The organism is Pseudomonas sp. AN-1 (assembly GCF_034057115.1).
Classification (GTDB): domain Bacteria; phylum Pseudomonadota; class Gammaproteobacteria; order Pseudomonadales; family Pseudomonadaceae; genus Geopseudomonas.
In genome coordinates, this window is sequence record NZ_CP139195.1 from 1,014,503 (window position 1) to 1,038,807 (window position 24,305).

20 protein-coding genes are annotated in these 24,305 nt (G+C 69.7%); 10 read left to right on the top strand and 10 right to left on the bottom strand.

Annotation, left to right across the window (positions count from 1 at the left end):
• Window positions 1-4: 4 nt before the first annotated feature.
• The 9 genes from SK095_RS04505 to SK095_RS04545 form a co-directional block, all read right to left on the bottom strand.
• Complete coding sequence (locus SK095_RS04505) at window positions 5-1,345, bottom strand: SLC13 family permease (protein WP_320548027.1); 1,341 nt, start codon at window positions 1,343-1,345, stop codon at window positions 5-7.
• Between the two features lie 11 nt (window positions 1,346-1,356).
• Window positions 1,357-2,373: an amino acid ABC transporter substrate-binding protein gene (locus SK095_RS04510; protein ID WP_320548028.1), complete on the bottom strand. Its 1,017-nt coding sequence runs from the start codon at window positions 2,371-2,373 to the stop codon at window positions 1,357-1,359.
• 15 nt (window positions 2,374-2,388) lie between these two features.
• Window positions 2,389-3,801: an efflux transporter outer membrane subunit gene (locus tag SK095_RS04515; RefSeq protein ID WP_320548029.1), complete on the bottom strand. Its 1,413-nt coding sequence runs from the start codon at window positions 3,799-3,801 to the stop codon at window positions 2,389-2,391.
• Window positions 3,798-6,965 carry a multidrug efflux RND transporter permease subunit gene (locus tag SK095_RS04520; protein WP_320548030.1) on the bottom strand — a complete coding sequence of 1,056 codons (3,168 nt, stop codon included), beginning with the start codon at window positions 6,963-6,965 and terminating at the stop codon, window positions 3,798-3,800. The genes SK095_RS04515 and SK095_RS04520 overlap by 4 nt, the downstream gene beginning before the upstream one ends.
• Window positions 6,958-8,118, bottom strand: coding sequence for an efflux RND transporter periplasmic adaptor subunit (locus SK095_RS04525; protein ID WP_320548031.1), 1,161 nt, complete (start codon window positions 8,116-8,118; stop codon window positions 6,958-6,960). Before SK095_RS04525 ends, SK095_RS04520 begins: the two co-directional genes overlap by 8 nt.
• Window positions 8,119-8,211: 93 nt before the next feature.
• Window positions 8,212-8,892: a DUF3313 domain-containing protein gene (locus SK095_RS04530; RefSeq protein WP_320548032.1), complete on the bottom strand. Its 681-nt coding sequence runs from the start codon at window positions 8,890-8,892 to the stop codon at window positions 8,212-8,214.
• Window positions 8,893-8,968: 76 nt separating this feature from the next.
• Entirely contained in the window at window positions 8,969-9,874 is a 906-nt protein-coding gene (locus SK095_RS04535; RefSeq protein ID WP_136488618.1) for an amino acid ABC transporter substrate-binding protein, read from the bottom strand.
• Window positions 9,875-9,921: 47 nt separating this feature from the next.
• On the bottom strand, window positions 9,922-11,256 hold the full coding sequence (gene potE, locus SK095_RS04540) for a putrescine-ornithine antiporter (protein ID WP_320548033.1): 1,335 nt from the start codon (window positions 11,254-11,256) through the stop codon (window positions 9,922-9,924).
• Between the two features lie 78 nt (window positions 11,257-11,334).
• A complete protein-coding gene (locus tag SK095_RS04545) occupies window positions 11,335-13,635 on the bottom strand; it encodes an Orn/Lys/Arg decarboxylase N-terminal domain-containing protein (RefSeq protein WP_320548034.1) in 2,301 nt (766 codons plus the stop codon).
• Window positions 13,636-14,016: 381 nt separating this feature from the next.
• On the opposite strand from SK095_RS04545, the gene SK095_RS04550 reads away from it, so the two are divergent.
• Genes SK095_RS04550 through SK095_RS04585 form a run of 8 tightly spaced genes read left to right on the top strand, consistent with a single transcriptional unit; the run spans window position 14,017 to window position 21,504 of the window.
• Entirely contained in the window at window positions 14,017-15,105 is a 1,089-nt protein-coding gene (locus SK095_RS04550; protein WP_320548035.1) for an AI-2E family transporter, read from the top strand.
• A gap of 4 nt (window positions 15,106-15,109) precedes the next feature.
• A complete protein-coding gene (locus SK095_RS04555) occupies window positions 15,110-16,621 on the top strand; it encodes an efflux transporter outer membrane subunit (RefSeq protein WP_320548036.1) in 1,512 nt (503 codons plus the stop codon).
• A complete protein-coding gene (locus SK095_RS04560; protein ID WP_320548037.1) occupies window positions 16,614-17,744 on the top strand; it encodes an HlyD family secretion protein in 1,131 nt (376 codons plus the stop codon). Before SK095_RS04555 ends, SK095_RS04560 begins: the two co-directional genes overlap by 8 nt.
• Window positions 17,734-18,765 (top strand): DUF2955 domain-containing protein, encoded by a 1,032-nt coding sequence (locus SK095_RS04565; RefSeq protein WP_320548038.1) that lies wholly within the window; start codon window positions 17,734-17,736, stop codon window positions 18,763-18,765. Before SK095_RS04560 ends, SK095_RS04565 begins: the two co-directional genes overlap by 11 nt.
• 10 nt (window positions 18,766-18,775) lie before the next feature.
• On the top strand, window positions 18,776-19,237 hold the full coding sequence (locus SK095_RS04570) for a potassium channel family protein (protein WP_320548039.1): 462 nt from the start codon (window positions 18,776-18,778) through the stop codon (window positions 19,235-19,237).
• Between the two features lie 32 nt (window positions 19,238-19,269).
• A complete protein-coding gene (gene grxB, locus SK095_RS04575; protein WP_320548040.1) occupies window positions 19,270-19,923 on the top strand; it encodes a glutaredoxin 2 in 654 nt (217 codons plus the stop codon).
• Window positions 19,924-19,925: 2 nt separating this feature from the next.
• Window positions 19,926-20,162, top strand: a complete 237-nt coding sequence (locus SK095_RS04580) for a hypothetical protein (protein WP_136488627.1) — start codon at window positions 19,926-19,928, stop codon at window positions 20,160-20,162.
• Window positions 20,163-20,169: 7 nt separating this feature from the next.
• A complete protein-coding gene (locus SK095_RS04585; protein WP_320548041.1) occupies window positions 20,170-21,504 on the top strand; it encodes a leucine-rich repeat-containing protein kinase family protein in 1,335 nt (444 codons plus the stop codon).
• Here SK095_RS04585 and SK095_RS04590 read toward each other — a convergent pair.
• Complete coding sequence (locus SK095_RS04590; protein WP_320548042.1) at window positions 21,491-22,231, bottom strand: sulfite exporter TauE/SafE family protein; 741 nt, start codon at window positions 22,229-22,231, stop codon at window positions 21,491-21,493. The genes SK095_RS04585 and SK095_RS04590 overlap by 14 nt on opposite strands.
• Window positions 22,232-22,474: 243 nt before the next feature.
• On the opposite strand from SK095_RS04590, the gene SK095_RS04595 reads away from it, so the two are divergent.
• Together SK095_RS04595 and SK095_RS04600 are read left to right on the top strand one after the other, a co-directional pair.
• A complete protein-coding gene (locus SK095_RS04595) occupies window positions 22,475-22,837 on the top strand; it encodes a 4a-hydroxytetrahydrobiopterin dehydratase (RefSeq protein WP_320548043.1) in 363 nt (120 codons plus the stop codon).
• A 122-nt stretch (window positions 22,838-22,959) separates the two neighbouring features.
• Complete coding sequence (locus SK095_RS04600) at window positions 22,960-24,285, top strand: MATE family efflux transporter (protein ID WP_136488631.1); 1,326 nt, start codon at window positions 22,960-22,962, stop codon at window positions 24,283-24,285.
• Window positions 24,286-24,305 lie beyond the last annotated feature (20 nt).

Below are 24,305 nucleotides of genomic sequence, written 5' to 3' on the forward strand. Positions count from 1 at the left end.
TCGGCTAGCGCGCCAGCCAGAACAGCCCGACCACGTACAGCGCCGACACGCCGAGCTGCACCAGGGTGATCGGCACCCCGAAGCGCGAGAAGCGCACGAAACTGATCTTCTCGCCCTGCGCCGCGCAGATGCCGACGGTGACGATGTTCGACGAGGCGCCGATCAGCGTGGCGTTGCCGCCGAGGGTGGCGCCGAACATCAGGGCGATGAACACCGGCAGGCTGGCGGCAGGCCAGTCGGTGAAGCCCACGCCCAAGGCGATCTCCGGCACCACCTCGGCGGCCACCAGGTAGCCCTTGGTCATCACCAGCGCGGCGGCCACCACCGGGATGTTGGCGAGCAGGCTCGACAGCAGGCCGATGCCCGCCAGCAGGGCCAGCGCCACCAGCGCGAACTCGGTGCCGAACCACTCGTGCAGCTTGAGAGCCAGGCCCTGCAGCAGGCCGGTCTGGGTGAACGCCTGGACCAGGCAGAAGATGGCGCCGAGGAACACCAGGGTCTTCCAGTCGATGTCGCGCAGCACCACCTCGACCGGCTCGACATGCACCGCATAGACGATGAGCAGCGCCAGGCCGGCAGCGATGATCGCCACCGAGGGCGGCACGATGCGCACCGGCAGCTGCTCGCCGAACAGGAACAGCAGCACCATCAGGGCCAGCACGGCCAGGGCCAGCAGGGCGAACCACGGCCGCTGCAGCGGAACCACCGGCCCCGGCGGCGGCAGCTCGATCTGTGCCCGCCATACCTGCGGCATCAGCCACGGCAGCAGCGGGATGATCACCAGCACGGCCAGCAGGCCGGCAAGGCTGACCGTGCGCAGGTACTGGCCGAAGCTCATACCGATCGAGCTGCCGACCAGGAAGGTGGCCGGATCGCCCACCAGGGTGAGCATGCCCGCGGCGTTGCTGACGATGGCCGTCACCACCATGGGCCCGACGAAATCCACCTTGAGGGCGCGGGCCACACCGATGATCACCGGGGCGAGCAGGATCACCGTGGTGGCGTTGGGCAGGAAGGCACACACCGGGGCGACCAGCAGCACCAGCAGGATCAGGAAGCGCCTGCCGCTGCCGCCGGTGGCGCGCAGATAGAGGCCGCCGACCCGCTCGAAGATGCCGGTGCTGGCCAGCACGCGCGCCACCACCATGCCGCCGAACAGCAGCGATATCGGGCCGCCCGCCATGCGCAGGGCCGCGATCAGGTCGTTGTCGGTGAGGATGCCGCTGGCGAGCAGCACGCCCACGCCCAGCAGCGCGGCGACCGCCATGTCGATCAGGTCGAAGGCGATCGCCAGGATCACCGCCGAGAACACGCCAAGGGTCAGGTAGATCTGCAGGTCGGTCATGCGATCCTCGCTCAGTCGATCGGCGGGGCGTACAGCAGCCCGCCGTCGCGCCACAGGCGGTTGAGCCCCCGCTCGATGTGCAGCCCGCTGGCGGCGCCGAGATTGCGCTCGTACAGCTCGCCATAGTTGCCGACCGCCTTCACCGCACGCAGCGCCCAGTCGTCGCGGGCGCCCAGCGCCTGCGCCAGCCGGCGGTCCTCGCCGCTCAGCAGGCGCCCGGTGGCCCCGCCCAGCTCGGCCACGCGCGCATCGACATTGGCCTGGGTCACGCCGAACTCCTCGGCCAGCACCAGCACGTGCAGCACCCAGCGCACCAGGCTGACCCACTGCAGATCCTCCCCCGCCACCACCGGCGCGAGCGGCTCCCGGGAGATGCGCTCCGGCAGGATCACCAGGGCCTGCGGGTCACCGGGCGCCTGCAGGCGCATGGCGGCCAGTTGCGCCGAATCCGCGGTCAGCGCCTGGCAGCGGCCGGCCAGGAAGGCCTGTGTCGCGGCGGGCAGCGAATCGATGACCAGCGGCTGCCAGCTCAGGCCATGGAGCCGGGCGTAGTCGGCCAGGTTGCCCTGGTGGGTGGTGCCCTTGACCACGCAGATGGTCGCCTGCCCAAGATCGGCCAGCCGGCCGATTCCGCTGGCGCCGGGCACCATGAACGCCTGGCCGTCGTAGAACAGCACCGCCGGGAACTGCACCTGCAGGAAGGCCTCGCGGGTCAGGGTCCAGGTGGTGTTGCGCACCAGCAGGTCGATCTTGCGCGCCTGCAGGGCGGGGAAGCGGGTCGAGGCCCGCAGCGGCACGAAGGCCACCTTCTCGGCATCGCCCAGCAGCGCCGCGGCCACCGCGCGGCAGAAGTCGGCGTCGAGGCCGCGCCAGCGCCCGCCGGCATCCGCCTCGGAAAAGCCGGGAATGCCTTCGCTCACCCCGCAGCGCAGCTCGCCGCGCGCCTTGATGCTGTCCATGACCTGCCCGGCGTGCGCCGGCGCGCCCAGCACGGCGGCCAACAGCAGGGGCAGGAAAGGCCAGCGCATGGCTTCACTCCTCGCTCACGGCTGGCCATCGGACGGCGACCAGCCGCCGCCCAGCGCCCGGTACAGGCTGACCGCCGCGCTCAGTTGCTGCTGGCGGGTCTGCGACTCCAGCAGCTCGGCCTGGAACAGGCTGCGCTCGGAGTCCAGCACCTCCAGGTAGCTGACCAGACCGCCGTCGTAGCGCGCCCGCGACAGGCGCGCCGCGGTGCGCGCCGCGGCGAGCTGCCGCTGGCGGGCGACGTGCTCGTCGCGCGCGGTGCGCAGGCCGGCAAGCGAGTCGTCGACGTCACGCAGGCCGTTGAGCACCGCCTGCTCGTAGCCCAGCCGCGCCTGCTCGGCGCGCTGACGCTGGGCTTGCTCGACGGCCTTGAGCTGCCCGGCGTTGAAGATCGGCGCGAACAGGCTGCCGAGCACGTTCCAGCTTTCGCTGTCGCCCTCGACCAGGTCGCTGAGGTCGCGGCTGGCATAGCCGAAGCTGGCGGTCAGCGACAGCGACGGCAGCCGCTGGGCACGAGCCACGCCGATGCGTGCGGTCTCGGCGGCCAGTATCTGCTCGGCGGCGAGGATGTCCGGCCGGCGCTCCAGCAGGTTCAGCGGCAGGCCAGCCGGCACCTCGACCGGCAGGCTCTGCTGCGCCAGTTGCGTACCGCGCTCGATGGCCCGCGGCCGCGAGCCGACCAGCACGCTCAGGGCGTTCTCGGTCTGGCGCACGGCGCGGTCGAAGGCGGCCACCGAGGCCTGGGCGTCGGCGGCCTCGATCTCGGCCTGGTTGACGTCCAGCTCCGGCACCGTGCCCTTCTCGAAACGCGCACGGATGATCGCCAGGGCGTCCTCGCGCGACTTCAGGGTGCGCGTGGAGATGCGCAGGCGGTCGTCGAGGTCGAGCAGCTGGAAGTAGGTGGTGGCCACCGCGGCGACCAGCGAGATGGTCACGCTGCGCGCGTTCTCCTCGCTGCTCAGCAGGTCGGCCCGCGCCGCCTCGGTGGCGCGGCGCAGCTTGCCCCACAGGTCGATCTCGAAGAAGGCGGCGCCGTTGAGGAAGTAGCTGCTCTCGGTCTCGGCCCCCGGCAGGATGTTGCGGCTCTGCGAGGAGCGCCCGGCGCCGGCCTCGGCGTCGAGGACCGGGAACTGGTTGGCCCGCTCGATGCGCAGCAGCGCCGCCGCCTCCTCGATGCGCGCGACCGCCACGCCGAGATCGCGGTTGTTGTCCAGAGCCTCGCGGATCAGCGCGTCGAGCCTGTCGTCGGCGAACACATCCCACCAGTCGAGGTTGGCGAACGAGGCATCGGTGGCGGCCGGCTCCTTCCAGGCGACCGGCATGTCGAGCGGCGGACGCTGGTAGTCGGGGCCGACCATGCAGCCGCCGACCAGCAGCAGCCCGGACAGCAGCACGGTCGCCGGCAGCGGCCGGCGGACGAATCCCTTCATGGCCTGGCCTCCTCGTTCACGTGCTCGGCCTGCGGCGGCTTCTTCTTCCTGCCGGTCAGGTACTTCTCGACCACCACGAACAGCCCCGGCACCAGCACCACGCCGACCACGGTGGCGGTGAGCATGCCGGCGAACGAGGTCATGCCCATGATCTTGCGCGCCTCGGCGCCGGCGCCGCTGGCGAGGATCAGCGGGATCACGCCGAGGATGAAGGCGAACGAGGTCATCAGGATCGGCCTAAAGCGCAGCCGCGCCGCCGCCAGCGCCGCCTCCACCGGCCCCTTGCCCTTCTCGATCTCGGTGCGGGCGAACTCGACGATCAGGATGGCGTTCTTCGCGGCGAGGCCGATCAGCATCACCAGGCCGATCTGGGCGAACACGTTGTTCTCGTAGCTGGCGCTGAAGTGGCGCGCCAGCCACAGGCCGAACATCGCGCCGCAGATGGCGATGGGCGTGCCGAACAGCACGCCGAAGGGCAGCGACCAGCTCTCGTACTGGGCGGCGAGGATCAGGAACACGAACACCAGCGCCATGACGAACACCATGCTACCGGAGCCCTCCGCCGCCTTCTCCTGGTAGGACATGGCGTTCCAGGCGTAGGACATGTCGCTGGGCAGCACTTCGGCCGCCACTTCCTCCAGCGCCTTCAGCGCCTGCGCCGAGCTGTAGCCCGGCGCCGGGCGGCCGGTGACCTCAGCGGCGCGGAACATGTTGAAGCGGTAGGTGAACTCGGGGCCGTTGGTGGACTCGTCGGTGAGCAGGGTGTTCATCGGCACCATCGCGCCGGCAGCGTTGCGCACGTAGAACAGCGAGGCGTCGGCGAGATCCTTGCGGTAGTCGGTTTCCGCCTGCACGTAGACCTTGTACAGCCGGCCGAACCGGTTGAAGTCGTTGACGTAGGCGCCGCCGAGGAAGGCGCCGAGGGTCTGGTTGACGTCCGCCGGGGCGACGCCGAGCTTCATGGTCTTCTGGATGTCCACGTCCATGTAGATCTGCGGCACCGTGGCCCGGTAGGTGGTGTACAGGCCGGCCAGCTCCGGGCGCTTGCCGGCCGCCTCCATGAACGCCCGGGTCTGCTCGGCCAGGTAGTCGGGGCTGTTGCCGACGCGGTCCTGCAGCATGATCGAGAAGCCGGAGCCGGTGCCGAGGCCGGGAATGGCCGGCGGGCCGAAGGCGATGGCGATGCCCTCGTTGACCGCCGCCAGCTTGCCGTTCAGGCGGTGCGCCACGTTGGTGGCCTTGTCCTGGGCTGCCGGTCGTTCGTCCCAGTCCTTGAGCTGGATGAAGAAGAAGGCGTTGTTGGTCGACGAGGCGCCGGACAGGAAGCTGTAGCCGGTCACCGTGGTGTACGACTCGATGGCCGGCTCGGCGGCGAGGATCGCCTCGACCTTGGCCGCGGCGGCGTGGGTGCGCTCCAGCGAGGCGGCGTCGGGCAGCTGCAGGTTGGCCATCAGGTAGGCCTGGTCCTCCTCGGGCACGAAGCCGCCGGGCACGCTGCGGAACAACGCTACCAGCAGCACCACCAGCACGCCGAGCACCGCCAGCGCACGCAGCGGGCGATGGGTGAAGCGGCTGGTCAGGCCGATGTACCTGTCGGTCGCCGCGTCGAGAATGCGGTTGAAGCCGGCGAAGAAGCGCCCCAGCCAGCCCTTGCTGCCATGGCCGTGGGGCTGCAGCAGGGTGCTCGACAGCGCCGGGCTGAGCGACAGCGCGACGATCGCCGAGATGATGACCGAGATGGCGATGGTGATGGCGAACTGCTGGTAGAGCCGACCGGTGATGCCCGACATGGCGGCCACCGGCACGAACACCGCAGTGAGCGACAGCGCGGTGGCGATCACCGGGCCGCTGACCTCCTTCATGGTCTGGATGGTCGCCTCGCGGCGCGGCATGCCGCGCTCCATCTTCTCCGACACGCCCTCCACCACCACGATGGCGTCGTCCACCACAATGCCGATGGCCAGCACCAGGCCGAGCAGCGAGAAGGTGTTGATCGAGAAGCCGAGCAGCGGGAACACCGCGAAGGTGCCGACCAGCGCCACCGGCACCGCCAGGGTCGGGATGAGGGTGGCGCGGAAGTTCTGCAGGAAGATGAACACCACCAGGGTGACGATGACCGTGGCCTCGAACAGGGTGCGGACGATCTCCTTGATGCCCGCCGACACCGGCTTGGTGGTGTCCAGGGAAACCACGTACTCGATGTCCTGGGGGAAGCGCTCCTTCATCTGCTCCATCGCTGCGCGGATCTTCTCCGCCACCTCCAGACCGTTGGCGTCGGGAAGCTGGTAGACCGCCAGCACCGCCGCCGGCTTGGAGCCGAAGGCGCCGATCTGGTTGTAGGTCTCGGCGCCCAGCTCGATGCGCGCCACGTCGCGCAGCAACACCTGCGAGCCGTCCGGATTGGAGCGCACCACCACCTGACCGAACTGCTCGGGCGTCTCCAGGCGGCCACGGGTCTGTACCGCGTAGGCGAACTCGGTACCGGGCGCGGCCGGCGGGCCGCCGAGCTTGCCGGCCGGGGTCAGCACGTTCTGCTGCTGCACGGCGGTGACGATGTCCGGCACGGTGAGCCCCAGCCGGCTGAGCTGGTCCGGCTTGATCCAGATGCGCATGGCGTAGTCGGCGCCGCCGAAGATGGTGACCTGGCCGACGCCCTGGATGCGGGCGATCTCGTCGAGCACGTTGATCGACATGTAGTTGGTGAGGAAGTCGGCGTTGTAACTGCCGCCCGGCGAGCGCAAGGTCACCAGCATCAGCGGGAAGGCCAGCGCCTTCTTGACCTTGACGCCCTTGCGCTTGACGTCCTCGGGCAGTTGCGCCGAGCCCTCGGACACGCGGTTCTGCACCAGCACGTTGGAGATGTCGAGATCGGCGCCGACCTCGAAGGCCACCGACAGGGTCATCTGCCCGTTGCCGGCGTTGGTCGACTTCATGTACAGCATGTTCTCGACGCCGTTGACCTTCTGCTCCAGCGGCGTGGCCACCGACTGCTCGACGTTCACCGCGTTGGCGCCGTCGTAGGTGGCCTCGACCTTGATCTCCGGCGGGGTGATGTCGGGGTACTGGGCGATGGGCAGGCTGCCCATCGCCACCAGGCCGACGATGACGATGATGATCGAGATCACCATCGCGAAGATGGGCCGGCGAACGAAGAACTCACCCATTCTTGCCACCCTCCGCCACCGGCGGCAGCTCGCTGGCATCGGCCGGACGCGGCTTGACGGTCATGCCCGGACGCAGGCGCAGCAGCGACGCCACCGCGACCCGCTCGCCGGCCTTGAGGCCGGACTCGATCACCCAGTCGCTGCCCAGGCGCTGGCCCACCTGCACCTGGCGCACCTCTACCGTGTCGTCCGCCTTGATGACGAACACCCGGTGCACCGACTGCAGCTCGCTGACCGCGCGCTGCGGCAGCAGGATGGCGCCCTTGATCTCGTCGGCATCGAAGCGGATGCGCGCGAACATGCCGGGGCGCAGCAGCCCCTGCGGGTTGGGGAACTCGGCCTCGATGGTCAGCGCGCCGGTGGTGGGGTCGATGTTGCGGTCGACCTTGGTCGGCACGCCGCGCTGCTCGTACAGGCTGCCGTCGGCGAGGATCAGCGACAGCGGCCGCTGGGCTGCGGTCGCGATGCTGCCATCGGCGGCCTTGCCCTGCTGCTGGTCGGCCAGCCGCCGCGCGGCGTTGAGGTAGCCGCGCTCGGTGATCGACACCCGCACGGCGATGGGGTCGGTGCGCGAGATGACGTTGAGCAGGCCGCCGTTGTTGCGCTGGCTGACGAAGTCGCCCACCTCGGCCTCGGACAGGCCGATCAGACCGCGCTCGGGCGCATGGATCTTCGTGTAGCCCAGTTCGAGCTGGGCCAGCTCGACCTGCGCCCTGGCCGCTTCCACGTAGCTCTTGGCCGCCTCGTAGTTGGCCACCGCGCCATCCAGATCCAGCTGGCTGACCGCGTTGATCTCGGCCAGCGGCCGGATGCGGTCGAGGTCCGCCTTGGTCTTCACCAGGCTGGTGCGCGCCTGCGCCAGCATCGCGTTGGCCTGGGCGACCTTGGCCTGGAACGGCTGCGGGTCGATGCTGTAGAGCAGCGCGCCCTTGTCGACGAAGGTGCCTTCCTTGAAGTGGATGCCGTCGAGGAAGCCGTCGACCCGTGCGCGGATGGTCACGTCGGTGGAGCCGACGGTTTCGCCGATCACGTCAAGGGGGATGTTCACGTCCCTGGCGGCGACGGTGACGACCGGAACCTCCATCACCGCCGCCGGCGGCGGCACCTTGCTGTCGCAGCCGATCAGGAGCATCGGCAGAAGCGCGATGATCATCCTCGACAGCTGGCGTTGACTGATTTTTTCTGACATGGCGTCGTCCATCAACGGTCGTCACGGGGCGGCTCGATCACGCACGGCCACAGGGCGCTACTCGAACTTCTCGATATCGCGCACGATGCCGTCGATCACGCCCTTGAGCGTGCTCAGGGTCACCTGCTCCTCCTTGTTTTCCAGCTCCTTGCCGTAGCCCTTGCGCACCACCTGCAGCACCGGCTGGCCGGTGCTGGCGTCGATCAGCTCGGCTTCGACGAACAGCTCGGTGGTGCGGTCGCGCGCACCGGCCGCCGTCGTCGCGGCGGCGGTGACCAGGGCGATCGGGATCACCTCGTAGGGTTTGAGTCCTTCGGCCTTGGTATCCACGCCGGTGATGGCGGCGCGCAGCACCAGGGTCTGCCCGCGCGGCAGCGAGCCCTGCGGCGTGCTGGCCGGGTCGTGCACCTGGAAGCGCCTGCCGAAGGCAGTCTTGACCTGCTGGGCGGCGTACGCCTGCAGGTCAGCCAGCGCCTTGGCGCCGATCTGTTCGGACGGGGTCGGCGCAGGATAGAAACCGATCGACTGCACGATCACGTGCCGGTAGTTGTCCAGCCTGACGCCCGGCGCCATCCAGCGCATGACCGGCTGCCCCGTGGCCGACGTGGCCGGCTGCAGCCGCGAGTAATCCGACAGGAACCCGGAATACTGCTCCGGCTTGGTGACTTGCGACGCGCAGCCGCCGAGCAGCAGTGCCGAAAGTACCAGCCCGGTGAGAACGATAGTGGAGCGCTTCATGTGTTTCTCCTGTGCCTTGACGGGTCGGTCGATGAGCGCATCGGGGCGCCATCGGAATCACTGGAAACCACGGCTGCTAGGGCAATGCATAGACGCGCGAGAGGATCTTGAGCATCTCGCCGGGCGCGCCGAAGTAGCGGGTGTGCAACTGCTCGAGCTCGCCCGTGCGGTACATCTCGCTGAGCACGGTATCCACCAGCAGGCGGAAATCCTCGTCGCTGCGCGCCATGGCCATGGATACCGGGGCGATCTCGAAGATGCGGTCCAGCACCGTCATCCCCGCCGCGCCCTCGGCCTTGCTCAGGCCATGCTGCAGCAGCATGCGCTCGGCGAAGAACGCATCGACCTTGCCCGCGGCCACCATCTGCATGCCCTGCTCGTGGCTGCCGACCGTGACCAGGGTGGCGATCACCCCGAGCTTGCGCATCTTGTCGCGCACCCAGTCCTCGGTGACCCCGCCCTCGATGGTCGCGAAGGTGTGGTTGGCCAGCCCCTGGTTGATGGTGGCCCGCCAGGTCGGCCCGCTGTGCACCGCCTCGCCATTGAGCGCGTTGACCAGCGACGGCGGCGCGTCCTTGCGGACCAGGGCGGAGAGACCGGCGGTGTACACCGGCCGCGAGTAGCTCACCGACTTGCGCCGCTCCAGGGTTTCCGGCGTCGGGCTGCAGAGGATGTCGATCGTTCCCGAAGTGATGGCGGCGATGGCATGCTCGCCACTGACCGCCCGGTAGCGCACCTGCATGTCGCTCAGCCCCAGCCCGGTTTTCACGGCGTCGGCGACCTTCAGGCACAGGTCGATGGCATAGCCGCCGGGCTTGCCGCTCTCCTCGCTGCTGAACGGCGCGAGGTCGGGCAGATAGCCCAGGGTGAGCGCATTGCTGGCACGCACGCGCTCGAGCGTCTGGGCGCCCGCCAGCATCGGCAGCAGCGCGAGCAGGCCGGCGAGCAGCAGACTGACTGATTTGTGTGGCTTCATGTTCATGTCCTGGTCCCTACATTCGGAGGTCATGGCAATCCCGGAGATGGCGCTCAGGCCCTGGTGGCCATGGCCGCCGGACGCTCTTCGACGAAGTTCTTGGCGATGAAGCCGTAGAGCAGATAGCCGATCGCCATCACGATCAGGGCGCCGAACACCGCATCCTTGCCGGAGGCATAGATGGCGTAGTACGAGTACGCCATGGCGATCAGCAGCGACGCCACGTTGCGGCTGTACACCGCGCCACTGACGTTGGACTTGTGCATGATCACCAGCAGGCCGGTGAGCGCGGTGACGTAGGGAATCAGGTTGGTCACCGCCGCCAGGCTGACCAGCTTGCCGAACTGCTCGCTGGCATTGGGCGAGATGGTCGACAGCGCCATCAGGGTCTGGATCACGCCGCAGACCAGCATGCCGATGATCGGCGCATCGGCGGCGGTGACCCTGGAGAACAGCCTGGGGAACATGCCCTGGTCGGCGGTCATCTTGGCGGTCTGCGCCAGGGTGAACTGCCAGCCGAGCAGCGAGCCGATGCAGGCCATCACCGCCAGCGCCATGATGATGTTGCCGACCAGCGGGTTGAACATCTGCGCGTAGACGTAGGCGAACGGCGCCGAGGAGTTGGCCAGCTCGGCGTTGGGCACGATGCCCTGGATCACCGTGGTCGACAGCACGTAGACCACCGCGGCGCCGAGGGTGCCGAACAGGCAGGCCAGCGGCACGTTGCGCTTGGGATCCTCCACCGCGTCGGAGCTCTGCGCCGCCGACTCCATGCCGAGGAAGGCCCACAGGGTCAGCGGGATGCTCTGGGTGATGGCGTCGCTGACCGCGATGTTGTTGGGGTTCCAGGCGGCGGCGAACACCTCCGGCTTGAACCAGAACCAGCCGATCACGCTGAGGCCGGCCACCGGGATGATCACCCCCCACACCGTCACCGTGCCGATCTTGCCGGTGATGCTCGGCCCGCCGAAGTTGGCGAAGGTGGTGATCCACAGCAGGGCGATGGTGCCGATGCACAGCGGGATGGCGCCGCTGCCCAGCCAGGGGATGAACGAGGTCAGGTAGCCCACCGCGGAAATGCCGATCGCCACGTTGCCGATCGCCAGCGACAGGAAGTAGAGGAACGAGCAGAGGAAGAATTCCGACTTGCCGTGCGCCTCCTCGCTGTAGGCCGACATGCCGCCGGAGCGGTTGCAGTAGATGCCGCACTGGGCGAAGCAGTAGGCGATGGCCATGGAGCCGACCGCGGTGATGATCCACGACAGCAGCGACACGGCGCCCAGCTGCGCCATGTTCGCCGGCAGCATGATGATGCCCGAGCCCATCATGTTGACCGCCACCAGGGTGGTGAGGCCGAACAGGCCCATCTTCTTGCTTGAATCAGCCATTCGAGACTCCTCGCGCAATGTGCGACGCCGGCCCTGCCCCCGGCGGCCTGCAGCGCGCCGCCGGCCCGGGCTGATCGGTTACCGTTTGACGACGTAGATCATGTAGACCGGCTGCCCCTGGGTGTCGCGGTGGATCTCGACGCCGTGGTTGTCGTGCTCGAAACCGGGGAAATGCCCGTCGAACACCTCCATCGCCAGCAGGTAATCGATGACGGCGCGCTTGTCGGCGCCGGCCTTCTCGCCCGGCATCATCAGCGGGATGCCCGGCGGATACGGCACCAGCTGCACGGCGACGGTGCGGTCCTGCATGTCGCGCACCGGGATCTGCTCGACCTCGCCGCGCACCAGCCGGGCGTAGGTGTCGCGCGGCGAGGACACCGGGTCGGGCAGCAGGGTGAAGGCGGCATCCATGTTGTGCAGCATCCGGGTGGCCAGCATGTCCTGGTGCATCGCCTCCGCCAGGTCGCGCAGGCCCATGCCGGCGTAGCGTTCCGGGTAGCTGCCCGGCAGCTCGGGCAGCACCTGCTCCAGCGGCGTGTTGGCGTCGTAGTGGCGCTTGAACTCCATCAGGCCGGCGACCAGCGACCCCCACTTGCCGCGGGTCACGCCGACGCTGAACAGCAGCAGGATCGAGTACGGCTCGGTCTTCTCCACCACGATGCCGCGGCTGGACAGGAAGCGCGACACCAGCGGCGCCGGAATGCCGCTGCCCTGCATCTGCCCTTCCAGGCTCATGCCCGGGGTCAGCACGGTGACCTTGATCGGGTCGAGCATGCAGTAGTCGGCGCCGAGGTCGCCGAAGCCGTGCCAGCTGGCGCCGGGCCTGAGCACCCAGGCATCGCCGTGATGCAGGCGTTGCGGGTCGATGTCGCCGAAAGGCACGCCATCCACCACATCGGGCTGCCAGACGCCGAACCACCAGTCATGCGCATCGCGCATGCGCATGTCGTTGCCCAGGCGCACCATGGCCTGGCGGAAGGCGATGGCCTCGCCGATCGACTCCTCGGTGAGATACTCGCCGGCATCGTCCATCATCTTCGCGGAAACGTCGGTGGAGGCGATGATGCTGTACTGCGGCGAGGTCGAGGTGTGCATCATGAACGCCTCGTTGAACAGCGCCGGCTCGACCGGCACCTTGCCCGAGCGGATGTGGATCATCGACGCCTGCGACAGCGCGGCGAGCAGCTTGTGGGTGGAGTGGGTCACGGTCACCGTGGCGTCGTCGGCGTGGCGCTCGCCGCGGTGCATGCCGTAGCGCCCCTCGTACAGCGCGTTGAAGCGCGCGTAGGCGTACCAGGCCTCGTCGTAGTGGATGCGGTCGACGCTGCGGCTCAACTCGCCGGTGGTGGTCCGCACGTTGTAGCAGAGGCCGTCGTAGGTGGAGTTGGTCAGCACCGCCAGCACCGGGCGAGCCTGCTTGTCGCGCGCCAGCGGGCTCTCGGCGATCTTCTTCGCCACCGCCTCGGGGGTCAGTTCGCCCTGCGGCACCGGGCCGATCAGGCCGCGTGCGTTGCGCCGCGGGCGCAGGTACAGCGGCACCGCACCGGACTGGTTGAGCGCGTAGTTCAGCGACTTGTGGCAGTTGCGGTCGACCAGCACCAGGTCGCCGTCGGTCACCGCCGAGTGCAGGATGATCTGGTTGCTGGCCGAGCTGCCGCCGACCGAGAAGAAGGTGTAGTCGGCGCCGAACACCCGCGCGGCGTAGCGTTCGGCCGCGGCCACCGGCCCGGAGTGGTCGTTGAGCGAGCCCAGCTCGCCGACCGACACACTGAGGTCGGAGCGCAGCATCTGCTCGCCGTAGAAGTCGAGGAAGCTGCGCCCCACCGCGGTCTTCATGAAGGCGGTGCCGCCGGTATGGCCCGGGGTGTGCCAGGAGTATTCGTGGGTGTCGGCGAAGTTGACCAGCGCGCCGAAGAACGGCGGCAGGATGGTATCCAGGTAGCGGTGCGCGGCGGCAGCGATGCGCCCGGCGAGGAACTCGGGACTGTCCTCCGGCTGCCAGATGAAACCGTCGATGTTCTCGACGAACTCCAGCGGCACCCGGCCGCGGTGCGCATGAGCCATGCCGAGCATGATCGGCAGCTGCGCGGTGCGCTTGCGAATCAGGCGGATGATGCTCATTGCCCTGGCCAGGTCCTGCTCGCACAGTCCCCAGCCGAGGATCACGCAGGAAAACCCGGGATCGGCGCGGAATGCCGCCTCCACATCGTCGAGGGCGCCGACCAGTTGCACGCGCAGGCCGTAGCCCTCCAGCGCCAGGGCGACCGCCCGGGCGCTCTGGGCGACGTAGCTGTCCTCGTGCCCCTGGATCTGCGCGGCGACCAGCACCGGATAGCGCTGCGCCAGGGCCGGCGGCAACGGGGTTGGCGAGAGACTCATCGAGCGGCTCCTCTGGGACGCTTGGCCGCGGGGCGGATCGCGGCAGGAATGTCGTTATCCGGAAGCGCGGCGCGAGCGCCGGAACAGCGGCAATCGGCAGACTGCAGCACCGGCAAGCGAGGCCTTGACGCTCCAGGTCGCCGGCTACCGCAGAGCGGCTCCCGGCGACCCGCTGCAGGTCGTCGGAAATCCACTCAAGCCAAGCATGGACAAGCATAGAAGAGACTCGGCCGCCAACAACCCGACGCACGCCTTCGCTGCAGCGATGCCGCCGCCCTCGCCAGCTGTGGGCGGGCACCGCCGTGCCGGCACGCCCCCTTCCCTCCGGTCGCAGTGTCTATGCTGGGCTTACCGATGCCGTGCCCCGCGAGGAGTCCAGCGATGCTGCCCAGCTTCCCTTCCGACAAGGCCCTGTCGCGCGGCCTGCTCGATGTCCTGATCCGTGCCGGGCTGATCGCCGTGCTGGTGATGTTCTGCTTCCAGATCTTTCACCCCTTCCTCAACCTGATGCTCTGGTCGCTGATCATGGCGATCACCCTCTATCCGCTGCATCGCCGGCTCAAGGGCAGGCTGGGCAACAGCGACGGCCGCACCGCGACGCTGATCGTAGTGGTCGCCATCGCCATCCTCATGGTGCCGATCTACCTGCTGGGCTCCTCGCTGGCCGACTCGGTGGAAAATGCCCTGACCATGGTCAGGAGCGGCAACGTGCATATCCGCCCCCCTGCCGAGTCGGTCGCCGGCTGGCCGCTGGTGGGCAAGCCGCTGTATGCCTTCTGGCTGCAGGCTTCCACCGATCTGTCCGGCGTGGCGCAGAAGTTCACCCCGCAGATCAAGGAGCTGGTGCTCGCCCTGCTCGGCAAGCTCGCCGGCCTCGGCATGGGCCTGCTGGTGTTCATCGTCGCCCTGGTCATCGCGGGCATCTTCATGGCCTACAGCGAGAGCGGCAGCCGCAGCGCGGTGGAGATCGCCACACGGCTTTCCGGCCCGGAAAAGGGGCCGAAGATCACCGAACTGTGCACCGCCACCATCCGCGCGGTGGCCCAGGGCGTGGTCGGCATCGCCTTCATCCAGATGCTGCTGATCGGCGTCGCCTTCGTGCTCAAGGGCATTCCCGGCGCCGGCCTGCTGGCCCTGGCGGTGCTGCTGCTCGGCATCATGCAGCTGCCGGCCACCCTGATCACCATTCCGGTGATCGCCTTCGTCTTCACCACCGAGGGCGCCAGCACTGCGACCATCGTCTTCGCCATCTACGTGTTCATCGCCGGCCTGGCCGACAACGTGCTCAAGCCGCTGATGCTCGGCCGGGGTGTCGATGTGCCGATGCCGGTGGTGCTGATCGGCGCCCTGGGCGGCATGGTCACCAATGGCGTCATCGGCCTGTTCATCGGTCCGGTGGTCCTGGCAGTCGGCTACCAGCTGTTCTGGCAGTGGGTCAGGGACCAGCCCGGTGCCGACAAGCAGTCCTGAGCCCATGGCCCGCGCTCGCTGGCTGCTGCTCGGCGCACTCGGCCTGAGCGGCTGCGTGCGCCTGGGGCCGGACTTCCAGCCGCCCGGCGAGGCCTGGCTCGGGCAGTGGCGCAGCCCGGCCATCGAGCAGGCCAGCCAGCAGCGGCCGGAGGCCGACATCCGCGAGTGGTGGCGGGTGTTCGACGATCCGCTGCTCGACCGCCTGATCGCCGAGGCCGATGCCCACAACGCCGGCCTGCGGATCGCCGGCCTGCGGGTGATGGAGGCGCGCGCCCAGCTGGGCATCGCCCGGAGCGGCCGCTACCCGCAGCTGCAGCAGGCCAGCGCCGACAGCATCTACCTCGACCGCAACCAGTCCGGCGGCCGCAACCCGCAGGACAGCCGCTTCTGGCAGCACAGCCTGGGCCTGGACATCGGCTGGGAGCTGGACTTCTGGGGGCGCTTCAGCCGCGCCATCGAGTCGGCCGACGCCGCCTACTTCGCCGCCGAGGCCAACTACGAGGACGTGCTGGTGCTGCTGCGCGCCCAGGTCGCGGAGACCTACTTCGCCCTGCGCACCACAGAGGCGCGCCTGCGCGTCGCCCGCCGCAACGCCGAGCAGCAGAAGCGCAGCTTCGAGATCACCGAGCGCCTGTTCGCCAGCGGCGAGAGCGACGAGCTGGACCTGCAACAGGCCAAGACCCAGTACCTGGGCACCCTGAGCAGCATCCCCGAGTTCGAGGACCAGGTGGCACGCACCCGCAACGCCCTGGCCGTGCTGCTCGGCCGCCCGCCCGGGCCGCTGCCGGAGCTGGCCGAACGGGAAGGCCTGATTCCGCTGCTCGACCGCGCCGTGCTGCAGGACGTGCCGGCCGACCTGCTGCGCCGCCGCCCGGACATCCGCGCCGCCGAGCTGAACGTCGCCGCCCAATCGGCGCTGATCGGCGTGGCCAAGAGCGATCTGTACCCCTCGCTGAGCCTGCTGGGCAGCATCGTCTGGTCGACCAGCTCGCTGGATGGCGCACCCGACACCCTCGATATGGTCGGCGGCCCCAGCCTGCGCTGGAACATCCTTGACTACGGGCGCATCAGCAACAACGTGCGCGTGCAGGACGCCCGCCTGCAGCAGCTGATCGAGGTCTACCGCGACAGCGTGCGCCAGGCGGCACGCGAGGCCGACGATGCCGCCCGCGGCCTGAGCAAGGCGCTGGAGCGCGAACGTATCCTGCGCGAGGCGGCGGTCTCCGCCGAACGCTCGCTGACCCTGGCCAGCGCCCAGTACCGCGAAGGCTACGCCGACTTCCAGCGTGTGCTGGATGCCCAGCGGGCCCTGCTGGTCCAGCAGGACGGCTACCTGGTCACCCGCAACAGCGCGGTGAGCAGCCTGATCGCCCTGTACAAGGCCCTCGGCGGCGGCTGGCACAGCACCCGGCCGCGGATCGATGAGGCCAGCCGCATGCAGATGCAGCGCCGCACCGACTGGGGCGATCTGCTGGACGAACCTCCGCCACCCGACGAGGAGCGCGAAGATGAGTGACGAGACGCCGCCCGCCCCTGCGGCCCCGCCTGCCCCGCCGCCCGCCGACCCGGTCTCCCGCGGCGTGAAGGGCGTGCTCGGGGTGATCCTGCTCAGCCTGCTCTGGTACCTGCTGGCCGACCGCTTCACCCCCTACACGCAGCAGGCGCGGGTGCAGGCCTTCGTGGTGCCGGTGGCCGCCGAGGTGGCCGGTCGGGTGACCCGGGTGCGGGTGCGCGACAACCAGATGGTCGAGGCCGGCGAAGTACTCTTCGAAGTGGACCCCGGGCAGTACCAGATCGCCGTGGAACGGACGCGTGCCGACCTCGAGTCGACCCGCCGGCAGATCGCCGCCAGCACCGCCGGCATCGACTCGGCACAGGCCTCGCTGCGCGCCGCCGAGGCCAACCAGCTCAAGTCGCAGCAGGACCGGGATCGTCTCGAGCGGCTGTACCGCGAGGACCCCGGCACCATTTCCCTGCGCCGCCTAGAGGTGTCGCGGGCCACCCACGTGCAGGCCATCAGCCAGGTCGCCGCGGCGCGCGCCGAGGTGCAGCGGGCGCGCGAGCAGCAGGGCGGCAGCGACGAGCAGAACGCCCTGCTGCGCAGCGCCGCCGCCGCCGTGGAGAAGGCCGAGCTGGATCTCGCCAATACCCGGGTACGCGCGCTCTCGGCCGGCATGATCACCGACCTGCGCACCGATGTCGGCCAGTTCGCCGTGGCGGGCAACCCGGTGATGACCCTGATCACCATCCAGGACGTGTGGATCAATGCGGAAATGACCGAGAACAACCTCGGCCGGATCGTGCCGGACACCCCCGTGGCCATCGTGCTGGACGTGCTGCCCGGCGAGGTGTTCGCCGGCAGGGTGCGCAGCGTCGGCTTCGGCGTCAGCGTCGGCCAGAGCACCGCGCCCGGCACCCTGCCCAAGGTGGAGAACAGCCGCGACTGGCTGCGTCCGGCGCAGCGCTTCCCGGTGATCGTCGAGTTCGCCCCGGGCGAGGTGGCCAGGCTGGCCGGCCTGCGCGGCATCCGCGTCGGCGGCCAGGCCGACGTGATGGCGTTCCCGACGCAGGGCAACCCGCTCAACCCGCTCGGCCGCCTGTTCCTCTACCTGATGAGCTGGCTGTCCTATGGCTACTGAGCGCAGGCCCCGCGCCCAGCGCGCGCTGCGCCTGGCCAGCGGCACCGCGCTGTGCCTGGCGGCGAGCTACGCCCTGGGGCTGCCGCTGCCGTTCGTTGCCCCGCTGTTCGCCCTGTTCCTGTTCGCCCGGCTCGACCGCCCGCTGTCGCCCAAGGCCGGGCTGGGCCTGACGCTGGTGGTGATCCTGACCACCGGCAGCGGCCTGATGCTGATCCCCCTGCTGCGCCATGCCCCGTTCAGCGGCGTACTGCTGGTCGGCCTGTGCCTGTTCCTGGCCTTCCGCCATGGCCTGGGCGGCGGCAACGCCCTGCTCACCACCTTCCTCACCGTCGGCCTGACCATGATCTCGGCCGCCGGCACCACCGACTTCGGCCTGGCGCTGATGGTCATCGCCGCCCTGGCGCAGGGCCTGCTGCTCGCCGTACTGGTGCTGCCCGTCGGCCACTGGCTGTTTCCCGAGCCGGCCGGCGCCCGACCGCCGCCGACCGAGCCGCGCCTGCCCGCCGCGGAGGCCAACTGGGTGGCGCTGCGCGCCGCCCTGGTGGTGCTGCCGGCCTGGCTGCTGGCGCTGATCGACCCGGCCGGCTACATGGCGATCATCCTCAAGGCGGTCGGCCTCGGCCAGCAGAGCTGCAGCGCCACGGCGCGCGACGCCGCACGCGAGCTGATCGGCTCGACCCTGCTCGGCGGCCTCATGGCCGTGCTGTTCTGGTGGGCGCTCGGCCTGTTCGTGCACCTGTGGATGTTCTTCCTGTGGATGCTGCTGTTCGGCCTGCTGGTGGCGCGCAGACTCTACGGCCTCACGCCGACCCGGCTGAGCCCCGGCTTCTGGCTGAACGGCCTGGTGACCATGCTCATCCTGCTCGGCCTGTCGGTCGAGGACAGCGCCAACGGCAAGGACGTCTATGGCGCCTTCGCCCTGCGCATGGGCCTGTTCGTCGCCATCAGCCTGTACGCCTGGCTGATGGTCTACCTGCTCGACCGCTACCGCCAGGGCCGCCTGCGCCAGCCCGGCTGCTGAGGAGATCACCATGCTGCTCAACCTGCTGGTCGGCATTCCCGCCATGCTGCTGTGCCTGCTCATGGAGGCCTACATCGTGGTCGTGTGCCTGCGCTACTACGTGAGCTACTACAGCCGCACCGGCAAGGCTGGCGCAGGCGACCAGACCCTGCTGTGGGACTGCCTGGTGCTGGGCCTGGTGATGCTGCTGATGATGCTCGGCTACTTCGTGCAGATCGCTCTGTGGGCTGGCCTGTTCATGCTGCTTGGCGAGTTCGACGCGTTCGCCACGTCGATCTACTACTCGGGGGTGACCTTCGCCACCCTCGGCTATGGCGACATCGTCCTCTCCGAGCGCTGGCGCCTGCTCGGCGCCCTCGAGGCCGGCAACGGCGTGCTGATGCTGGGAATCTCCACCGGGGTGATGACCGCCGCGGTGCGGGAGGTGATCAAGCACAACATGGAGAGGCTCGGGCGCGGGTCGAACGGTTAAACTCTGCAGCCTGCCCAGACCGAGGAGGCTGCATGAAGCTCTATCTGTACGACCACTGTCCCTTCTGCGTGCGCGCCGAGATGGTCGCCCACTACAAGCAGGTGCCGGTCGAGCAGGTCTACCTGCTCAACGATGACGAGGCGAGCTGCTTCGCGCTGATCGGCGCCAAGCAGGTGCCGATCCTGCAGTTCGACGACGGCCGCGCCATGGGCGAGAGCCTGGACATCGCCCGCAGGCTGGACGAACTGGGCGATCCGGCGCGGCCGATCCGCCCGCACGGCGACTACCTGCCGATCCAGGAGCACATGAACCAGGTGCGCCTGGCCATCTGGTGCCTGCTGTTCCCCCGCGACATCGCCCTGGACCTGCCGGAGTTCGCCACGGCGGCGGCGCGCGACTACTTCCAGGCCAAGAAGGAGCAGATCATCCAGCGCCCATTCAGCCAGGCCCTGGCGGAAACCGCCGAGCACAAGGCCGCGGTCGAGGCGATGCTGGCCAGCCTGCCGCCCCTGCCGCTGCCCAGCGCCCACGGCGGCACCCTGGGCTGGGACGACGTGCTGCTCTACCCCGGCCTGCGCAACCTGAGCATGGTCAGGGATCTCGCCTTCCCGCCGGCGGTGCGCGCCTACGTCGACGAGGTCGCCCGCCTCACCGAGACCGCCACCTACTTCGAGCGGGCGATCTGAGCGTGCACATCTTCCTCGCCCGCGCCAGACTGGCCGCCGCCATCCTGCTGCCGGCCTGGCTGCTGATCACCCTGCTGCTCAAGCTGTGGCGGCCGGTGATCGCCGGCCGCCCCGAGTGGCAGGTGGCGGCGATCATCGTGCCGCAGATGATCGCCGGCATGGTGTTCGTCATCATCCCCATCACCCAGGGCATCCTCGTCCGCCTCGCCGCCCGCCGGCAGGGCCTGAAGAACGACTGAGCTTCCCATGCACACTCTCGAACAACTGCGCCGCGGCGAACTGGCCGGCGCCCGCCGCCTCGACCTGTCCGCCGGGCTGACCGAGCTTCCCGACGAAATCCTCGCCCTCGCCGACAGCCTCGAGGTGCTCAACCTCTCCGGCAACCGCCTGCGCCATCTTCCGGACTGGCTGCCGCGGCTGGGCAAGCTGCGCATCCTGTTCTGCTCGGACAACCCCTTCGAGCAGGTGCCGGAAGTTCTCGGCGCCTGCGCCCAGCTGGAGATGGTCGGCTTCAAGGCCTGCCGGATCCGCGAGCTGCCGGCGGCCGCGCTGCCCGCCCGGCTGCGCTGGCTGATCCTCACCGACAACGCCCTGGAGCGCCTGCCAGCCGAGCTGGGCAACTGCCAGCGCCTGCAGAAGATGGCGCTGGCCGGCAACCGCCTGACCGCGCTGCCGGACAGCCTGGCCGACCTGCAGCGCCTCGAGCTGCTGCGCATTTCCGCCAACCGCCTGGACAGCCTGCCCGGCTGGCTCACCGAGCTGCCGCGCCTGGCCTGGCTGGCCTTCGCCGGCAACCCGTGCAGCGACGCGCGCGAAGCGCAGGTGCTGGCCGAGCATCCGCTGCCGCCGATCGCCCGCGAGAGCATCGCACTGGGCGAGGTGCTCGGCCAGGGTGCCTCGGGGATCATCCAGCGCGCCGAGTGGCGCCTCGACGGCGAGACGGCGCAGCCGATGGCCGCCAAGCTGTTCAAGGGCCACGTCACCAGCGACGGCCTGGCGCACAGCGAGATGGCCGCCTGCCTGGCCGCCGGCGCGCATCCCAACCTGATCGGCGTCGCCGGCCCGCTGGCCGAGCAGGCCGGCGCCGCGCCCGGACTGCTGCTGGAACTGATCGACCCGGCCTTCCGGCCGCTGGCCGGGCCGCCGTCGCTGGCCAACTGCACCCGCGACTGCTACCCGAGCGAGCGCCGCTTCGACCTCGACGAGGCGCTGCGCATCGCCCGCGGCGCGGCCGCGGCGGTCGCCCACCTGCACGGGCGCGGCATCCTGCACGGCGACCTGTACGCCCACAACCTGCTGGTCGACCCGGCCGGCGCCTGCCTGCTCGGCGACTTCGGCGCCGCCTCCTTCTTCGATCCCGCCAGCGCCCAGGGCCGGGCCCTGCAGCGCATCGAGGCGCGCGCCTTCGGCCATCTGCTGGAGGAGCTGCTGCAGCGCTGCCCCGAGGAGCGGCAGCCCGAGCGCCGGCACGCGCTGGCCGGGCTGAGCGAGCGCTGCCTGAGCCCGTGGGTCGGCGAGCGGCCGGACTTCGCCGAGATACTCGCCGCCCTGCAGGGGGAGCCGCCGGCTACCAGTGCCTGACCAGCAGCTGGATGCCGGCCAGCAGCATGCCGGCGCGGGCGATGCGGTAGAACCACAGGTGGTTGACCTTGTCCTGCAGCCACAGCCCGGCCCACACGCCCAGCGGCACGAAGGGCGCCAGGCTCAGGCTGATCAGCAGGTTGTCCCGGCTGAACTGGCCCAGCCAGGCATAGGGCACCAGCTTGACCGCGTTGGTGAGCAGGAAGAAGACGTTGATGGTGGCCACGTAGCGCACCTTGTCCAGCTGCTGCGGCAGCAGGTGCATCATGATCGGCGGGCCGCCGGCGTGGGCGACGAAGCTGGTGAAGCCGGCCAGGGTGGACAGCAGGGTGCCCTTGCCCTTCGGCGGCGGCAGGCCGGGGCGCGGCTGCGCCGGCCTGAGCAGGTTGGCCAGCACGAAGGCCACGGCGATGCCGCCGATCAGCAGGCCGATCACCCGCTCGTTGAGCAACTCGAAGGTCAGCGAGCCGATCAGCACGCCGACCAGCGCCCCCGGCAGCATGATCCTCAGGTTGGCCAGATCCCACTTGCCGTAGTAGGCGCGCAGGCCGACCAGGTCGGCGACGCAGAGGATCGGCAGCATCACCGCCGCCGCCTGGGTCGGCGCCAGGCCCAGCGCCAGCAGCGGCACGGCGATGCCACCGAGGGCGCCGCCGAAGCCGCCCTTGGACAGGCCGGTGAGCAGGACGGCAGGCAGGCCGAAGAGCAGGAAATCGGTCAGGGACATCGGGGCATCCATGGGCAGCGCAACGCGGGCCGCGCAGTGTAGCGCCTGGGCGGCGGGATTACAGAGGCGGCCGGACTATACTGGCCGAATACCGGACGCCGTCCCAGGGCGATTGCGTGACTGGCATCCGAGCTGACCAATCCGCTGTGGGGGCGAATTCATTCGCCCAAATGCCCCGCCAAGGCGAATGAATTCGCCCCTACGGACCGGGAGCCCCACCCTCCGAGAGCAGAGGTGCCCGCCATGAACAGCCTGTCCCAAGCCCACTGCGAGGCCTGCCGCGCCGATGCCCCACAGGTTTCCGAGAGCGAGCTGGCCGAGCTGATCCACGAGATCCCCGACTGGAGCATCGAGGTGCGCGACGGCGTCATGCAGCTGGAGAAGGTGTTCGCCTTCCCCGACTTCCAGCGCGCGCTGAACTTCACCAACGCAGTCGGCGCCCTCGCCGAGATGGAGGGCCACCACCCGGCGCTGCTCACCGAGTGGGGCAAGGTCACGGTGACCTGGTGGACCCACAAGATCGGCGGCCTGCACCGCAACGACTTCATCATGGCGGCGCGCACCGACCACGCTGCGCAGCACGCCGAAGGCCACCGCCAGTCGTAGCCGCCCGGCAGCCCGCCATGGACCAGGCAACCGAGCGGAACGGCAAGGCACAGGCCCACTCGCCTGGCGGGGGGAGTTTCCGGGTTAGAATGCCCGCCCCGCCTTCCGAGACCCGCTCCTCCATGCCCGAGCCCCAGCGCCTGCGCCAGATCCTCGTCCTCGGCCTGCCGATCATCGGCGGCATGCTCAGCCAGAGCCTGATCAACCTGGTGGATGCGGCGATGGTCGGCCACCTGGGCGAAACGGCGCTGGCCGGGGTCGGCATCGGCAGCTACGCCAACTTCATGGTCATCGCCCTGGTCATGGGCCTGGGCTCCGGCGTGCAGGCGCTGGTGGCGCGCCGCCGCGGCGAAGGACGCCTGGCCGAAGTGGCCAGCCCGCTCAACGCCGGCCTGCTGCTCGCCCTGCTGGTCGGCCTGCCGCTGGGGCTGCTGTGCTGGTGGGCCGCGCCCTGGATCATCGACCTGCTGGCCGACGACCCGGCGGTGGCCGCCATCGGCCAAGACTACTTCCAGTGGCGGGTGCTGGCGGTCGCCGCGGTCGGCCTGAACTTCGCCTTCCGCGGCTTCTGGAACGGCAGCCACCGCTCGGGCATGTACATGCGCATCCTGCTCGGCATGCACCTGTTCAACGCCGCGCTCAGCTACTGCCTGATCCACGGCCGGCTCGGCCTGCCGGCCCTCGGCGCCGAGGGCTCCGGGCTGGGCACCTGCATCGCCCTCTGGCTCGGCTCGCTGGTCTACGCCGTGCAGACCTGGCGGGTGGCGCGCGGCGGCGGCTTCCTGCGCCAGCGCCCGCCGGCCATGGAGCTGCGCGTGCTGCTGCGCCTGGCGCTGCCCAACTCGCTGCACCAGTTCCTGTTCGCCACCGGCATCACCATCCTGTTCTGGATCATCGCGCAGATCGGCACCGCCGAGCTGGCGGTGGCCCACGTGCTGATCAACCTGACCCTGCTGCTGATCCTGCCGGCCATCGGCCTGGGCATGGCGGCCACCACCCTGGTCAGCCACAGCCTCGGCGAGGGCGACGTGGAGGCGGCGCACCGCTGGGGCTGGGAGGTGGTGCGCATCGCCGCCTTCGGCCTGGCCCTGCTGGGCGTGCCGTTCTGGCTGTGCCCCGAGGCGATCCTCGGCCTGTTCGTCACCGATCCGGCGCTGATCGAGCTGGGCACCTTGCCGCTGCGCCTGACCGGGCTGGGCATGGTGCTGGACGCCGGCACCCTGGTGCTGACCCAGGCGCTGCTCGGCGCCGGCGCCAGCCGCACGGTGATGGCGATCAGCCTGGGCAACCAGTGGCTGGTGCTGCTGCCGCTGACCTACCTGCTCGGCCCCGTGCTCGGCTACGGCCTGCTGGCGATCTGGAGCCTGTACATCCTGCAGCGCGGCCTGGTGTCGGCGGTGTTCGGCCTGATGTGGCAGCGCCGCGCCTGGGCGCGCATCCAGCTGTAGGGCGACTTGCGCAGCCCGGG

Excerpts from the sequence above, each read along its gene's own strand:
- SK095_RS04585 (WP_320548041.1), top strand. The coding sequence starts at position 20,170 with ATGCACACTCTCGAACAACTGCGCCGCGGCGAACTGGCCGGCGCCCGC.
- SK095_RS04595 (WP_320548043.1), top strand. The coding sequence starts at position 22,475 with ATGAACAGCCTGTCCCAAGCCCACTGCGAGGCCTGCCGCGCCGATGCC.
- SK095_RS04510 (WP_320548028.1), bottom strand. The coding sequence starts at position 2,373 with ATGCGCTGGCCTTTCCTGCCCCTGCTGTTGGCCGCCGTGCTGGGCGCG.
- SK095_RS04520 (WP_320548030.1), bottom strand. The coding sequence starts at position 6,965 with ATGGGTGAGTTCTTCGTTCGCCGGCCCATCTTCGCGATGGTGATCTCG.
- SK095_RS04535 (WP_136488618.1), bottom strand. The coding sequence starts at position 9,874 with ATGAACATGAAGCCACACAAATCAGTCAGTCTGCTGCTCGCCGGCCTG.
- SK095_RS04590 (WP_320548042.1), bottom strand. The coding sequence starts at position 22,231 with ATGTCCCTGACCGATTTCCTGCTCTTCGGCCTGCCTGCCGTCCTGCTC.
- SK095_RS04555 (WP_320548036.1), top strand. The coding sequence starts at position 15,110 with ATGGCCCGCGCTCGCTGGCTGCTGCTCGGCGCACTCGGCCTGAGCGGC.
- SK095_RS04565 (WP_320548038.1), top strand. The coding sequence starts at position 17,734 with ATGGCTACTGAGCGCAGGCCCCGCGCCCAGCGCGCGCTGCGCCTGGCC.
- SK095_RS04600 (WP_136488631.1), top strand. The coding sequence starts at position 22,960 with ATGCCCGAGCCCCAGCGCCTGCGCCAGATCCTCGTCCTCGGCCTGCCG.
- SK095_RS04515 (WP_320548029.1), bottom strand. The coding sequence starts at position 3,801 with ATGAAGGGATTCGTCCGCCGGCCGCTGCCGGCGACCGTGCTGCTGTCC.
- SK095_RS04505 (WP_320548027.1), bottom strand. The coding sequence starts at position 1,345 with ATGACCGACCTGCAGATCTACCTGACCCTTGGCGTGTTCTCGGCGGTG.
- SK095_RS04545 (WP_320548034.1), bottom strand. The coding sequence starts at position 13,635 with ATGAGTCTCTCGCCAACCCCGTTGCCGCCGGCCCTGGCGCAGCGCTAT.
- SK095_RS04560 (WP_320548037.1), top strand. The coding sequence starts at position 16,614 with ATGAGTGACGAGACGCCGCCCGCCCCTGCGGCCCCGCCTGCCCCGCCG.
- grxB (WP_320548040.1), top strand. The coding sequence starts at position 19,270 with ATGAAGCTCTATCTGTACGACCACTGTCCCTTCTGCGTGCGCGCCGAG.
- SK095_RS04530 (WP_320548032.1), bottom strand. The coding sequence starts at position 8,892 with ATGAAGCGCTCCACTATCGTTCTCACCGGGCTGGTACTTTCGGCACTG.
- SK095_RS04550 (WP_320548035.1), top strand. The coding sequence starts at position 14,017 with ATGCTGCCCAGCTTCCCTTCCGACAAGGCCCTGTCGCGCGGCCTGCTC.
- potE (WP_320548033.1), bottom strand. The coding sequence starts at position 11,256 with ATGGCTGATTCAAGCAAGAAGATGGGCCTGTTCGGCCTCACCACCCTG.
- SK095_RS04525 (WP_320548031.1), bottom strand. The coding sequence starts at position 8,118 with ATGATCATCGCGCTTCTGCCGATGCTCCTGATCGGCTGCGACAGCAAG.
- SK095_RS04570 (WP_320548039.1), top strand. The coding sequence starts at position 18,776 with ATGCTGCTCAACCTGCTGGTCGGCATTCCCGCCATGCTGCTGTGCCTG.